The organism is Mycobacterium sp. SMC-13 (assembly GCF_045311035.1).
In the GTDB taxonomy this organism is placed as follows: Bacteria; Actinomycetota; Actinomycetes; order Mycobacteriales; family Mycobacteriaceae; genus Mycobacterium.
Map to the genome: position 1 here is coordinate 210,857 of NZ_JBJIAI010000001.1, position 13,445 is coordinate 224,301.

General features: G+C 65.2%; 13 protein-coding genes and 1 pseudogene. 6 read left to right on the top strand and 8 right to left on the bottom strand.

Annotated features, from left to right (window positions below; all coding sequences use genetic code 11):
• Positions 1–56: 56 nt before the first annotated feature.
• From ACJH6I_RS01050 to ACJH6I_RS01070, 5 genes are all read right to left on the bottom strand, one after another.
• Entirely contained in the window at positions 57–986 is a 930-nt protein-coding gene (locus ACJH6I_RS01050) for a hypothetical protein (RefSeq protein WP_318984418.1), read from the bottom strand.
• A 10-nt stretch (positions 987–996) separates the two neighbouring features.
• Positions 997–1,686 carry a hypothetical protein gene (locus ACJH6I_RS01055; RefSeq protein ID WP_318984419.1) on the bottom strand — a complete coding sequence of 230 codons (690 nt, stop codon included), beginning with the start codon at positions 1,684–1,686 and terminating at the stop codon, positions 997–999.
• A 544-nt stretch (positions 1,687–2,230) separates the two neighbouring features.
• Complete coding sequence (locus ACJH6I_RS01060) at positions 2,231–2,575, bottom strand: 3'-5' exonuclease (RefSeq protein ID WP_318984617.1); 345 nt, start codon at positions 2,573–2,575, stop codon at positions 2,231–2,233.
• Positions 2,548–3,705: a restriction endonuclease subunit S gene (locus ACJH6I_RS01065; protein ID WP_318984420.1), complete on the bottom strand. Its 1,158-nt coding sequence runs from the start codon at positions 3,703–3,705 to the stop codon at positions 2,548–2,550. Before ACJH6I_RS01065 ends, ACJH6I_RS01060 begins: the two co-directional genes overlap by 28 nt.
• Complete coding sequence (locus tag ACJH6I_RS01070) at positions 3,702–5,159, bottom strand: class I SAM-dependent DNA methyltransferase (RefSeq protein ID WP_318984421.1); 1,458 nt, start codon at positions 5,157–5,159, stop codon at positions 3,702–3,704. Before ACJH6I_RS01070 ends, ACJH6I_RS01065 begins: the two co-directional genes overlap by 4 nt.
• Before the next feature lie 179 nt (positions 5,160–5,338).
• Between ACJH6I_RS01070 and ACJH6I_RS01075 the strand changes: the two are divergent.
• Positions 5,339–5,683, top strand: a pseudogene (locus ACJH6I_RS01075) (TA system antitoxin ParD family protein); the annotation flags it as partial.
• Between the two features lie 242 nt (positions 5,684–5,925).
• Here ACJH6I_RS01075 and ACJH6I_RS01080 read toward each other — a convergent pair.
• Entirely contained in the window at positions 5,926–6,753 is an 828-nt protein-coding gene (locus tag ACJH6I_RS01080; RefSeq protein ID WP_318984422.1) for a hypothetical protein, read from the bottom strand.
• A 108-nt stretch (positions 6,754–6,861) separates the two neighbouring features.
• Here ACJH6I_RS01080 and ACJH6I_RS01085 point away from each other — a divergent pair, with 108 nt between their 5' ends.
• A complete protein-coding gene (locus tag ACJH6I_RS01085; protein WP_318984423.1) occupies positions 6,862–7,791 on the top strand; it encodes an alpha/beta hydrolase in 930 nt (309 codons plus the stop codon).
• 51 nt (positions 7,792–7,842) lie between these two features.
• Positions 7,843–8,295 carry a lipoprotein LpqH gene (locus ACJH6I_RS01090; RefSeq protein WP_318984424.1) on the top strand — a complete coding sequence of 151 codons (453 nt, stop codon included), beginning with the start codon at positions 7,843–7,845 and terminating at the stop codon, positions 8,293–8,295.
• 83 nt (positions 8,296–8,378) lie between these two features.
• Here the strand turns inward: ACJH6I_RS01090 and ACJH6I_RS01095 are convergent, their stop codons facing one another.
• Positions 8,379–9,617, bottom strand: a complete 1,239-nt coding sequence (locus ACJH6I_RS01095) for an HRDC domain-containing protein (protein ID WP_406783591.1) — start codon at positions 9,615–9,617, stop codon at positions 8,379–8,381.
• A gap of 4 nt (positions 9,618–9,621) precedes the next feature.
• Complete coding sequence (locus ACJH6I_RS01100) at positions 9,622–10,158, bottom strand: DUF3000 domain-containing protein (protein WP_234785605.1); 537 nt, start codon at positions 10,156–10,158, stop codon at positions 9,622–9,624.
• A gap of 161 nt (positions 10,159–10,319) precedes the next feature.
• Between ACJH6I_RS01100 and hemE the strand changes: the two genes are divergently transcribed.
• From hemE to hemQ, 3 genes are read left to right on the top strand one after another with little or no spacing between them, the layout of a single operon-like run.
• Positions 10,320–11,369, top strand: a complete 1,050-nt coding sequence (hemE, locus tag ACJH6I_RS01105; RefSeq protein ID WP_267325530.1) for a uroporphyrinogen decarboxylase — start codon at positions 10,320–10,322, stop codon at positions 11,367–11,369.
• An 8-nt stretch (positions 11,370–11,377) separates the two neighbouring features.
• Entirely contained in the window at positions 11,378–12,739 is a 1,362-nt protein-coding gene (locus ACJH6I_RS01110) for a protoporphyrinogen oxidase (RefSeq protein ID WP_406783592.1), read from the top strand.
• Positions 12,740–12,743: 4 nt separating this feature from the next.
• Positions 12,744–13,445, top strand: coding sequence for a hydrogen peroxide-dependent heme synthase (gene hemQ / locus ACJH6I_RS01115; protein ID WP_226521783.1), 702 nt, complete (start codon positions 12,744–12,746; stop codon positions 13,443–13,445).

The window sequence follows — 13,445 nt, forward strand, 5'->3', positions numbered from 1 at the left end:
CGGCGGACGAGCGGTACCAGTACCCACTTACCACCACGAACTTGTCGAGCTGATTCTCAATGCCATACGACGGGATTGCCTGTGGCTGCCGATGCCGCGAAGAGGCGATGGAGGCGCTTGAGCGTCCACCATGCTTCCGTGAGCATGACCCTGCGCTCACCGACGATCAGAGTCTCGGGATATACCAGAGCAGGTTCAGGCTCATCCTTGTCGGCGATCGCCAGTACTCTGCCGAGTTGAGGTAGCCGCGCCGATACGCCGAACGACCGCGCCGTCACCGATTCCATGGTTTGCAGATTTGTGAATGTGATGCGTGACGTCGGGCGGCCGTCCGGCGCCTGGCCGAACTCAACAGATTCGGGGTCCCACTTCTGTTCCAAGATTCGGGTGCGCAGCAGTTCATTGGCGGGCTGTTCGCGGCTGCGTACAACGAATTCGTAACCGATAACCCCTAACTCGACAAGGTCGGGCCACGGGGACTCGTAGTATGGCGACGGACCGAGCGAGTGAAATTCGTCCAACGCGATTGGTCCCCAGTCCAGTTTGTTCTCAACAACGAACCCGCTCAGGGTGCTGATCGTGCGGGTCGACCCCAGATGACCTTCCTGTAGAAGCAATTCCAGTTCGGGGAGGGCTCGGCGTATCTCGCTCGCTGGTGTGTAACTGTCCATCAGTCCACTGAGTCCGGCCAGGATCATCGCCAGATTGCCGAACCGGTCGACGGGCAACCCGACGGCCACACTTCGCAGCCACGCCACACCAGAAATATTTCCGACCCACTCGCTGACGAACTTCATGTCCTCGTGCGTGCACGCGTGAATCGTCCAGTCGTAGACGTCGTTCGCCATATCGAAGTCGCAGTTCTGCTCGTCGATCAGTTCAACATCGCCGCATTCGTTGACTGTGAGCATGCTTCGAGGAACTGGCGGTTCGGCACTCAGTCCGTCGCGAAAACAGTTGCACGCCACGTGCGCATCGAGTCCCATGTGAGTGACGTCAGACGGCGGGTGATTGCCGGGTGCCGAAAGTCAACGCCAGGTCCCACGGCGCGAAACCCCACGTGGCGATGGCATCCAGCATGATCAGGGGAGCGACTTCGATGGTTTCCGCATTGGCTGGAGCGGACAGCGTGGTGCTCTCATTTCCGGCCACAATGTGCGGTGCCCAAATTTCTGAAGCTGATGGCGCAGGGGCGGTTTCGATGATGCTGACAAAGCCATCGCCGTCGGGAATGACGATGAAAAGGCAAAATGGCTCCGGCGGCGCGTCCCATCCGCCCTGCTCGACCAGCAGATATTCGTTGTTGTTCAGCGCATGGCCGATCGCTTGGGTGAGAAGTTCGCGTACATCGTCGTAGGTGGATTCCGACGGTTCATGGGCGGGCTGCAGTTCGATAATGCTGCCCTGGACTTGCAACGTGCCATCGTCGGTTGGCGACGGGAATCGCGATTGGAGCCACAGGGTGCCGGTGTCCTCGGAGAGGATCGCCACTTCGCGGAAGCGGTGCTCTTCACGCGCCGTGCGGGCGATGGTTCCGGATCCCATGACGGAACGCAGGTACTCGTCGTCGGGAACCGACCACAACCGGGACGAATCGGTCCAGGTGCGCACCAGCCCACCGGCGCACAGGCTCAACTGGGCGACAGTTCCGGTGTCGCCGGGTTTCAGAGGAAAGTCGTTCGACATGCTGGCTCCTTCGATGTAGTTAACCGGCATGTATATCGGACGGGACAGACAATGCTAGGGCACCAAGCTCCACAACACCGGAACATCTTGGCCGAAAAGCAGTTCCAGCCGCTGGCGCAGATGCTTCGTGGGTGCGGAGGAGTCAGACACTCGTACGATCACGTTGGCGGCGCGAATCATCGACTCAGTTTCGTCCGGGAGCATGAGCATGTGTCGCGGTCCCAGCCCTTCAGCCCCCACGAGTACGGGTCGGCAGATGAAAAAAACTGCCCACGATGAGCGACGACAGGTTGTGGCGCATCTCTGCGGGCGGCTGGCCAGCCGAAGGTCCCCGACCGGTCCAGGTCGGAGCGCCACTCGGGGGAGCTGTCGTGGAATGCGAGCAGGTGTGGCAGGAGTTCAGCGGTTGCGTGAGCATCACCAATTGCCGAGTGTGCGTTGATCAGTGAGATTCCGAGTGCTTCGCAGCAGTGGGCGAGCTTGGCGGCCCCCGTCATGCGCTCGCTCCATTTTCGTGTGCAGAGCGCGGCTGGTCGTTCGGGGATCACATACTGGGCCCGCTGGAGCTCCCAATGCAGAAAACGCAATCGAAACTGGCGTTGTGCGCGACAACCACACGGCCAGTGAGCATTTCGAGCAGGTAATCGCTGATGGCGGCGAAGTCAGGTGCGTCAGCGACGTCACAGGCCTGGATGCCGTGGACGTGGGCAGCCCTGATGTCACGATGCGGCTTGACCAGGGTGGTCCATTCGTGCTCGATCCGGCCGGAATCATCAGTGAGGGCGACGCCGATCTCCACCACGCGGTCGGTGCGCTCCGGGACCAGACCTGTTGTTTCGGAATCGATTACGGCGAAGGCTATCAGAGTTCGCCTCGGAAGGCGCGGGATTGGAGGGAGGCGAAGAGTCTGTCGAGGTCCTGAGTGGAGCGCGAGATCGGTGCCTGTGCCTTGGCCTGCTCAGCCAGAACTGCGGCAAATTGTCGTTGCAATTCGATGGGTGGAACGGGAAACGGCAGTGCGCGCAGGCCAGGACCACTGAAGTTCTGTTGAGCCGACTGGTGAGACCCACCAACGATGATGGATTGTATGGAGCGCGATCGCAGGACTGCGGCCGCATAGTCCGGCTCAACGGCTTCCTTCAATTGGATACGGATGAAGTAAGCGCCCGCGATGCATGGCGGGTCTTGTTCGCGGATGACGGCGAGTTTGCCGACCGTAGCGCCAGTGCGTGCAAAGATGATGTCACCGCTCGACAGTCGGTATTTGTGCTCGTCGTGAGCAGTAACACTCATGCGCGGCATCGTCTGAAAGTCAAGTGTCCCATTCTGGTTCAGGTCTGTAATGCGGACGATTCGCATACCGTCGGCCGAATAGGATTCGTTGTAGAACCGGGGACCGTATTGCATGTCCGATACCTGATCTGCGAGTTTGCCAGTCGGCCAACCCCTGGGATTGACTACTGGATCGCCGAACATCTCGTAGAAGGTCGACGAAGCCAGTTCGTTCCAGTTGTCGTTGTTTCGGCTCCGCTTGACGCGGAGTGACTCAACGTGATCGAGGATAGCGACGACGCGGCGCTGCTCGGCGAGCGAAGGCAGCGGTATCTGCAGGGCCAGGAAAATCTCGGATGGTAATGACCGGCGCCGGGCGGTACTGCCGCGTAGCTTTGCCTTGTAGTACGACAAGGCGCGAGGCGACCTGAGGAACCGGCCGAGGTAGTCGCGTTCTACGGCTGCACCATTGACGTCCCAAACTCCGTACGCCGGACTTACAATTGCGGCGTCGTATCGATGCTGAAAGTCCAGCACCCCTTCATCTATTGGAAAACCCACGACGAGTTGGCCGCGCTCGATCACCTTATAGTCGGAAACGTCCTCGCTGGCGATCCGCTTCTTGAATTTCTGAGACTGATCGACTAGTCCGTCGTGCATTGTCATTGAGAGAACTGGGAACATCTCAGCACCAGCACGCCGGACTTTGGCTTGCGTGATGAGCTCACCCAGCATCACCGTCTTCATGACAGGATCGCCTTCAACTCGGCCAGTCCCGAGGCGATTTCGCCCTCCAGCTTCTCGATCTCGGCGATGATCTCCAGCGGAGGCCGGTGCTCGACCTCGCCGTGCACGATCTCTTTGTATCGGTTCAGCGACAGGTCATAACCCTGTGCCACGATGTCGGCGACAGGTACACAGAACGACTGCTCGGTCCGGGACCTCTCCAGCTCCGATGACGAACGTAAGGCCCACCGAGACAACGCATCCGGCAGATCGTTAGACTCCACTGGATTGCGCTTGTCATCCAACGAGAACCCGTCAGCCGAAACGTCGTAGAACCAGACATGATCTGTGCCACCGGAATTCGTCTTGGTGAACAGCAGGATCGCGGTAGATACCCCGGCATACGGCTTGAACACCCCTGATGGCAGCTTTACGATGCCGTCGAGTTTCTGGTCTTCGACCAGCAGCCGGCGAAGTTCCTTGTGTGCCTTCGATGAACCGAAAAGCACTCCGTCGGGCACGATCACCGCCGCCCGACCACCGGGCTTGAGAAGCTTCAAAAACAGGGCCACGAAGAGCAATTCGGTCTTCTTGGTCTTGACCACCCGCTGCAAGTCCTTGGACGTCGCTTCGTAATCCAACGAGCCGGCAAACGGGGGATTGGCCAGGATCAGTGTGTACTTCTCAGCGTCCTCCGATGCGCCTTCGGATAGCGAGTCGCGGTACCGGATATCGGGGGCCTCGATGCCGTGCATCAGCATGTTCATCGACCCGATGCGCAGCATGGTCGAGTCAAAGTCGTAGCCGTGAAACATGCTGTTGTGGAAGTGCTTCCGCTGTGCTGCATCGGTCAGAACTGACTCGTGCGTTTCGCGCACGTACTCCGATGCGGAAACCAGGAAGCCGGCGGTACCGCAGGCCGGGTCGCAAATCTCGTCAGTCGGGCCCGGCGCGGTCATCTTCACCATCAACTCGATGATGTGGCGCGGTGTGCGGAACTGTCCGTTGACGCCGGCCGAGGCGATCTTGGACAGCAGGTACTCGTACAGATCGCCGTTGGTATCGCGGTCGGCCATCGGGATGTCGTCGAGCATGTCGACGACCTTCGACAGCAGCGCCGGCGTCGGAATGGTGAAACGGGCATCGCGCATGTGCTCGGAATACGTAGACCCGTCACCGCCGAGCGCGCGCAGGAACGGAAACACGCCGTTGGCAATCAAGTCGTACATGACGCCGGGCTCGTCATTCTTGAACCGCGACCACCGTAGATCCTGTTGGTCGGGCCCAAACCGCAGCCCTTCGGACGACCCGGTGCGCCGGGCCTTGTTCTCGGCGAGGGTCTCCAGGTCGTCGAGGCGGCGGATGAACAGCAGGTAGGTGATCTGCTCGATCACTTCGATCGGGTTGGAAATGCCCCCAGACCAGAACGCGTCCCAGACGCGGTCGACCTTGCTCTTCAACTCACCGGTGATCACGGCACTCCTCAACTCCCCGTACAACCCTGAACAGGACTGTATATAGGAGCCCACCGACAACGGCCGATCTACCGGCTCTGTGAGTGTCGGGTTAGTCGCCCGCCGCGCTCTGATCAGTTGTAACGCCGTATCTGTAGCTGGTATTACCCTCATAGCAACTCGCTACGCGGAGGTGTGTGATGGCCGACGCCGCTGATCGGGTCACCCGAGTGGCCGCGGACCTATTCGAGGCGGCAGCCGTCGAGGGCGCCCGACAGCGCCGTTCCGCCAAGCAACAACTCGACCACTGGGCCCGCATCGGTAGGGCGGTATCGACCCAGCACACCGCATCGCGGCGCCGCGTGGAGGCTGCCCTGGCCGGCGAGATCGACGTCGATGCCCTCAATATCGAGGAAGGTGTGGTGTTCAACGCCGAGACCGCTGCGGCGGTCGAGGAGAAACTCGCCCACACTAACTATGGCGCCGTGCTCGCCTCTCGTGGGATCACCACGGTGACGTTGGGTGACGACGGCCGGATCATCGAGCTTGCGGCTGGCCGCGCATCGAGGGTCTGGCAGGAAGCCGATCGCATCGATGAGCTGCTACAGACGGCCCGATCGGAGCCGCTCTGCGAGCCGGCGGTCGAACCTGACCGTGCGGACGAACTCATAAAGGGAGTGCGTCGCGGTCGACGCGGTCGATGAGGACCACCTGTGACGCCGATGTGTTGAGCTAAGCGGCCGCTAAGGGATGACCGTCGCACCTGACGGAGTAGCGGGCTATTCCGTCAGCCACGTCCGGACTGGCGCCGGATCTCCGCGAACGCCGCGGCAAGCGCGGTGATCTTGTCGACCGACGATGACGGCGTCTGCGAAGGCGTCGCGTCAATCCCATAGAGCTTGGCAGCCATGCGGCTCCGGACATCGTCACGCTTTTCGGCGAGCGCGGCCCGGGCGCGGTCATCGCGCAGCGACCGGTCGATCTCCTCGGCCTTCTCGGCGCAACCCTGCAGGGCATACACCCGCGCCCATGACCGCGACCCCAGCTCCAGCACTTTCGCCCGGGCATCCTCCAGCATCGCCAGATCGTCAGAATCGGGCTCGGCGATCCCGCCGAGCTCCGTGATCAAGCCATTGAGTTCCTGTGTGGCCCGGCAGTTTTCGCGGATCGCCGTCAGGTCGCCGGTGAAGTCGAGGTCATTACCGAGCCAACCGTCGACCGCGGCTTCCGACCGTTCGATCCGCTCGATGGCGGCCTGTGCACCGTCGAGCAGCTCGACACCGTCGACTCCGAATTCTTCGACCAGCCGGGCACGTTCCAGCTCTTGAGATGACGGTTCACGCGCAGACCCGGCCCGACTGTCGATCACGATGTGCGTGATCAACAATCCGATGGCGGCAATGCCCATGGCGGGCAGCAGCAGAATGCCCTCCGTCGCGACACCGACCAGGACCACCACGGCGATGGACAACAGCCACGCCCGCGTCATGGCCGGTAGGGGGCGGCGCGCCTTGCGATCGGAGGTGAAGATCGCCCCGAGCGCGGCGCCGCCGAGAATCATGATGACAGCCAGAATGACCGCGACGACGCCGAGCACTAGCAGGAGCCGAATCATCCCGATGTCCTTCTCTGTCCAGTGCTCTCAATGGTAATTCCGCGCGCCAACTTGCCTGGCTGACGCGGTGCGGAGACGTCAGACTGTCCGCGGCCTACGCTCAACCCCATGCACGACGAACTCGAAGCCTGGAAGTCCGCCGGCCAGTATTTCGACTACCTCGGATTCGACATCTTCTACCGCCGCGACGGGTTGGAACTCGGCACCGGCCCAGTGCTGTTGCTCATCCACGGCTACCCGTTCAATTCCTGGGACTGGTCCCTGATCTGGCCGACGCTCACCGAGAAGTTCACCGTCATCGCGCCGGACATGATCGGCATGGGGTTCTCCACCAAGCCGTCCGCGTATCAGTACTCGATTCACGATCACGCCGACATGCACGAGGCACTGCTGGACCACCTGGGCGCACAGACCGTCCACATTCTGGCCCACGACCTCGGTGACTCGGTGGGCCAGGAACTGCTGGCGCGCAACCACTTCGGCGATCAGGTATACGGCAATCTGAACATCGAATCGGTCACGTGGCTCAACGGCGGGCTGTTCGTCGAGTCCTACACCCCGCGCCTGCTGCAGAAGGCGATGTCGCAAACCCCGCTGGGAGACCTCATGCGCCCGCTGCAGGGCAGTCCGTTGTCACGGCGCCTGGCCGACCCGACCATCAACGAGATGTTCGGCGTCAACACCAAACCGTCGAAGGAGCTGATGGACAAGTTCCACGAAATCCTCGATTACAACGACGGCAAGAAGGTCATGCACCAGGTCGGCCGCTTCATCAACGACCGTTACATCCACCGGAACCGCTGGGTGCGCGCGATGCGCGAGACGACGATCCCCATGCGACTGATCGACGGCCCGTCGGATCCGAACTCCGGCGCTCACATGGCCGCCAGGTACCGGGAGGTCATCCCGAACCCCGACATCGTGATGCTGGCCGACGACATCGCGCACTGGCCGCAGATCGAAGCGCCCGACGCCGTCCTCGAGCACTTCCTGGAGTTCGTCACGCCGCTGTTGTGGCGGCCGTTCGGCGCGCGCTGACCCCTGCGCGCTTTGCGCGCGCAACGCGAAGCGAACTGGTTCACTTGCGACATGCGCGTCCACCGCCCGGATCTGGTGGCGGTGCTCGGTGTGCTGTTGATCAGTGCGTGCGAGTCCGGGACGCCGACCGTCACCTCGATCGTCTTCGACGGGGAACCGCACACCATCAACACCGGCACGGTCGTCTGCACCCGCCAGCCGGCCGGGGGAGGCCTGGTCATCCTGGCGCAGGGCAAGACGGGTCAGGTGGTGCGGATTCAACTCACACAGGTGGGCCGCATCGTCGTCCAGAAGGTCGGGCTGCGTGACGGCGACGCGACGGGATTCGTCGCCGAACCAGCAGAGATCACCGGCATCAAGGTCGACGACACCTACACCGTCAGCGGGCGCATGCCGCCGAATCGCGGTGAATCGGGGTGGCACACGTTCAAAATCCAGACCGCGTGCCCCGGCTATCAGGACGCCCATCCGCACGACACGGTGCCGGCCATCGGGAGTCCGTGACCGCTCGTCGGCGGTGAGGGTGCGCAAAATGCACGCGACACGCCGCGAGACCATGTGCAGACACGGCCGCTCGCGGGAAAAGGCTAGGAAGACAGGGCAGCGACCAGGACCGGGCCGCAGAGCTCGCGCTGCCACGGCCGGGCGCCGGCCGCGGCCAGGAACTCGTCGACCGCGGCGGCGACGTCAGTAGCCGGCTGCCAGTCCCAGCACAGTCGCCGAACGGTCTCCGGCGTCAACAGATTCTCGGTGGGTACCGAAACCCGCTCGGACAGGAGGGACAGCCCACTACGGCAGGCCTCCAGCCGCTCAAAGGCCTCGGGCTTGCGGCGCGACCACCGCGCCGGCGGCGGCAGTCCGTTGTTCGGCTCGGACGCCGGCGGGTCGGCCTCGCGGGCCCGGGACAGCGCATCGAGCCACACCTGAGCGCTGCGCTTCTGCCGCGAGCCACCGAAAATCGGTAGTGCCGTGAGCTTTTCGATGGTGTCGGGGTTGGCGACGGCAGCCGAGATGATCGCCGCGTCGGGCAGGATGCGGCCCGGCGCGATGTCCCGCCGCTGTGCGATCAGGTCGCGCGTTTGCCACAGCTCACGCACCGCGGCCAGGGCCTGGCCGTTGCGGACCTTGTGGATACCGGATGTCCGCCGCCACCGGTCGCGCCGCGTCGGGGTGGGCTCGACGGTCCGCATGTACTCGAATTCCTGTGCGGCCCATTCGGTTTTGCCCTGGGACTCCAGCTCGGCGGCAACCGCAAGACGCAATTCCAGCAGCACCTCGACGTCGAGCGCCGCGTAGTTCAGCCAGTCCGCGGGCAGCGGGCGCTTGGACCAGTCGGCAGCGCCGTGCCCCTTCTTCAGGCCGAGGCCCAGCAGCCGCTGCACCATGGCCGCCAGGTTCACCCGGTCGTATCCGGCCAGCCGGCCGCCCAGTTCGGTGTCGTACAGGGACGGCGGCTTCATACCCAGTTCGGCAAGGCACGGCAGATCCTGGTCGGCCGCATGCAGAATCCACTCGTCGGAGTTCACGACCTCGGCCACCGGCGCCAGCGCTTTCAGCGGGTCGATGCCGTGGCTGACGGGGTCGATCAACACCGTGCCGGCACCTGCGCGCCGAATCTGGATCAGGTAGGCCCGGTTGGAGTAGCGGAAGCCCGACGCCCGCTCGGCGTCGATCGCGAAGGCACCGTGTCCGGATGCCAGAAGCTCTCCGGCACGGGCGATGTCGCTCGCGTAGATGGCAACGGGAGGCACGCCGTCGGCGGGTGCCAGCAGGGGAGTGATGTCGGGATCGTCATCAGACGTCTCGACCGGATCAGCGTCAGTCATGCGGTCACGCGCGCGTGCGCGAACCCAGATCGGTCACGCCCGCAGGGGGCAGTCCGGCGGCGTGCTCGAGCACCTCGCAGAACGCCTGCACATGCGGTCCCAGCTCCAGTGACGTCGCGGTCCAGGACGCCCGCAGCTCCAGCTGGTGGGCGCGCGGCGGTCCGGAGATGTCGCCGTAGCGCACCGAGGTCGTCGCGGTGACGGTGCCGCCCAGCGCGGTGACGCCGTCGGCGTGCGACTCGAGCGCATCGACCAGCCAACTCCACGCCACTTCGGGCAGCAGCGGGTCGACGGCCTCGGTGGAGTCCAGATCGGCCTGGATGTACGCGACGAGACGCATGGTGCCGTCCCAGGCTTCAGCGCCTTCGGGATCGTGCAGCAGGATCAGACGTCCGAAGGCGTCGCCCTCCGAGCTCTCCGGGACCACCGAGGCGTCGGGATGACGCACCTCTGCGCCCAGCGCGTAGCTGAAGGGAGCCAGCCGCTGCGGCGGACGGATCGGGCCGAGTTCGATCTCCTGGCGCACAACGGCGGCGTTCATTGCCGCAACAGCAGTGCGGAACTGGGCCGGCTCGGCGGAGGTCACATTCTGGGACGCTAGCCCGATCCGGCCGGTCGCGTAAGCAGGCGCGCCGATAGCCCGACATTTGGCTGCGCGACAGGGTATAAGCGGCGGATGCGGACATGGCAGCATGAGCAGTGATGAGCACCCGTCGTGAACTGCCGCAATCGCCCTATCTGGCTGCCGCGAACGGCCGCACCCCGGACCGGACCCCGGTGTGGATGATGCGGCAGGCCGGCCGGTCCCTGCCCGAATACCGCGCCATCCGCGCCACCCACACCATGCTCTCGGCGTGCTTCAACCCCGAGCTGGTCTGCGAGATCACCATGCAGCCGGTGCGCCGCCACGGCGTCGACGCCGCCATCTTGTTCTCGGACATCGTGGTGCCGCTCAAGGCCGCCGGCATCGATCTGGACATCGTGCCGGACGTCGGGCCGGTGATCGCCCACCCGATCCGTACCCCGGACGACGTCGAGGGCATCAAGCCGCTCGAGCCCCATCAGGTGGCGCCGGTGGCCGAGGCCATCGGCCTGCTCACCAAGGAACTGGGTGACGTGCCGCTGATCGGTTTTGCCGGCGCGCCGTTCACCCTCGCCTCGTATCTGGTGGAGGGCGGCCCGAGCCGCAACCACGAGAAGACCAAGGCCATGATGCTGGGTGAGTCCGCGACGTGGCACGACCTGATGGACAAGCTGACCGACCTCACCATCGAGTTCCTGCGCGCGCAGCTGGCCGCGGGCGTCGACGCGATCCAGTTGTTCGACTCCTGGGCCGGCACCCTGTCGCTCGCCGACTACCGGGACTACGTGCTGCCGCACAGCTCCCGCATCTTCGCCGCGCTGAAAGACGAAGGCGTCCCGATGACGCACTTCGGCGTCGGCACCGCCGAGCTCCTGGGCGCCATGGGCGAGGCCGGCGCGACGGTGGTCGGCGTCGACTGGCGCACCAACCTCGTCGACGCCGCGGGACGGGTAGGTCCGGGCAAGGCGCTTCAGGGCAACCTCGATCCGGTCGTACTGCTGGCCGGCTGGCGCGTGGTCGACGACGCCGTCCGCCAGGTTGTCGCGGACGGGCGCCGGGCCGTCGAGGCCGGTGCCGCCGGGCACATCTTCAACCTCGGCCACGGGGTGTTGCCGTCGACCGATCCCGGGGTGGTCACCGAAGCGGTGGCGCTGGCGCACTCGTTGTGAGTATGTAGATGAGCAAGACGTATGGCGTTGTCGGCGGCGGCATTTCGGGTCTGGTCGCGGCGTACCGGTTGCGCCAGGCCGACCCTGCCGCGCGCATCACCGTCTTCGACCCGGCCGACCGGCTGGGTGGTGTGCTGCGCACCGAACGGCTCGCCGCGCAGACCCTGGACGTCGGCGCCGAGGCGTTCGTGGCCCGTAGGCCCGAGGTCACGTCACTGCTCAAGGAACTGGGTTTGCGGCAGGTCGGTACCACCGGTGTCCGCCCGCTGATCTACAGCGGCGGGCGCCTGCACCCGATGCCCGAGGGCACCATGCAGGGCATCCCCGGGCCCGGCGCCAACCTGCGCGGCCTGGTGGACGACGCGACACTGGCGCAGATCGCGAGCGAGCCGACCCGCCCCTTGCACTGGCGCCTCGATGCCGACCCGACCGTTGCGCAACTGGTCGGCGATCGGTTCGGCGCCCAGGTGGTGACGCGGTCGGTCGATCCGCTGTTGGCCGGCGTGTACGCCGGCTCGGCCAAGACCATCGGCATCCGCAGCGCGGTCCCGGCGCTGGCCGCCGCGCTGGACCGCGGCGCGCCGAGCCTGACGGCCGCGGTCGCCTCGGTGCTGGCCGCGGCGCCACAGACAGGTGTGCCGAGCGCATCGGTGTTCGGCGCGGTCGACGGCGGGTACGCCGTGCTGCTCGACGAACTGGTCCGCCGGACCGGCGCCCAGTGGGCGCAGGTCGGGATCGAAGGGCTGGCTCCGGCGGGCCGTGCCTGGCAACTGCGCGACGACGAGGGCAAGTACTGGTCGGCCGACGCCGTGGTGCTGGCGCTTCCGGCGCCGCGCGTGGCCAAGCTGCTCGAGAACGTCGCACCGGGCAGCGCGGCCATGGCACGGTTGATCCCGGTCGCCTCGGCCGCGGTGGTCGCACTCGCGCTGCCGGGCGGGACCCCGCTGCCGCAGCAGTCCGGTGTCCTGATGGCCGCGGGAGAAGCGTTGCACTCCAAGGCGATCACCCTCACGTCACGCAAGTGGGGACGCGGCGGCAACGTCGAGCTGTTGCGGTTGTCGTACGGCCGGTTCGGTGACGATCTGGCCCGCAACGTCGGCGACGACCGGCTGCTGGCATGGTCGCTGGAGGATCTGCGGTCGCTGTTCGGCATCACCGCCGAGCCGGTGGATTACCTGGTGCAGCGCTGGATCGATGCCATGCCGCAGTACGGTCCGGGGCACCTCGAACTGGTCGACGAGCTGCGCGCCGGGCTGCCCACGGGACTGGCCGTGGCGGGCGGTTATCTGGACGGTATCGGGGTGCCGGCGTGCGTGGCGTCGGGAACCCGGGCGGCCGGCGAGTTGGCCGGTACCCGCGTGGCACGATAGAGCCATGGCCAAGCTCGATTACGACGCCCTCAACGCGGTGACCCGGTACATGATGATCTCGGTCTTCGCCGTGCAGCCCGATGAGCTGCCCGCAGACGAGAAGTCGCGGGCCGCCATCGCCGCCGACACCGCCGCCTACCTCAAGAAGCGCGAAGACGCCGGCGTCGTGGTCCGCGGGCTGTACGACGTCGCGGGCTTCCGGGCCGACGCCGACTTCATGATGTGGACCCACGCCGAGCGTGTCGAGGACCTGCAGGCCACCTACACGGGCTTCCGTCGCACCGCGCTCGGCGCCGCCACCGAGCCGGTGTGGAGCGTCGTCGCGCTGCACCGCCCGGCGGAGTTCAACAAGAGCCACCTGCCGGCGTTCATCGCGGGCGAGGACCCGGGCGACTACATCTGCGTCTACCCGTTCGTGCGGTCGCTGGACTGGTACCTGCTGCCCGACGACGACCGCCGCCGCATGCTCGTCGAACACGGCATGGGTGGCCGCGAATACCCCGATGTGCGCGCCAACACCGTGCCGGCCTTCGCGCTGGGCGACTACGAGTGGATTCTCGCCTTCGAAGGACCCGACCTGGCGCGCATCGTCGAGCTGATGTGGAAGCTGCGCTACACCGACGCGCGCCGTCACGTCCGCGAGGAGACGCCGTTCTTCACCGGCCCGCGCGTCGGTATCGAGCAGCTGGTCGCGAACCTGCCGTAG

Coding starts and splice junctions, on each gene's coding strand:
- ACJH6I_RS01080 (WP_318984422.1), bottom strand. CDS start 6,753: ATGATTCGGCTCCTGCTAGTGCTCGGCGTCGTCGCGGTCATTCTGGCT.
- ACJH6I_RS01100 (WP_234785605.1), bottom strand. CDS start 10,158: ATGAACGCCGCCGTTGTGCGCCAGGAGATCGAACTCGGCCCGATCCGT.
- ACJH6I_RS01090 (WP_318984424.1), top strand. CDS start 7,843: ATGCGCGTCCACCGCCCGGATCTGGTGGCGGTGCTCGGTGTGCTGTTG.
- ACJH6I_RS01085 (WP_318984423.1), top strand. CDS start 6,862: ATGCACGACGAACTCGAAGCCTGGAAGTCCGCCGGCCAGTATTTCGAC.
- hemE (WP_267325530.1), top strand. CDS start 10,320: ATGAGCACCCGTCGTGAACTGCCGCAATCGCCCTATCTGGCTGCCGCG.
- ACJH6I_RS01050 (WP_318984418.1), bottom strand. CDS start 986: ATGGGACTCGATGCGCACGTGGCGTGCAACTGTTTTCGCGACGGACTG.
- hemQ (WP_226521783.1), top strand. CDS start 12,744: ATGGCCAAGCTCGATTACGACGCCCTCAACGCGGTGACCCGGTACATG.
- ACJH6I_RS01065 (WP_318984420.1), bottom strand. CDS start 3,705: ATGAAGACGGTGATGCTGGGTGAGCTCATCACGCAAGCCAAAGTCCGG.
- ACJH6I_RS01095 (WP_406783591.1), bottom strand. CDS start 9,617: ATGACTGACGCTGATCCGGTCGAGACGTCTGATGACGATCCCGACATC.
- ACJH6I_RS01055 (WP_318984419.1), bottom strand. CDS start 1,686: ATGTCGAACGACTTTCCTCTGAAACCCGGCGACACCGGAACTGTCGCC.
- ACJH6I_RS01110 (WP_406783592.1), top strand. CDS start 11,378: ATGAGCAAGACGTATGGCGTTGTCGGCGGCGGCATTTCGGGTCTGGTC.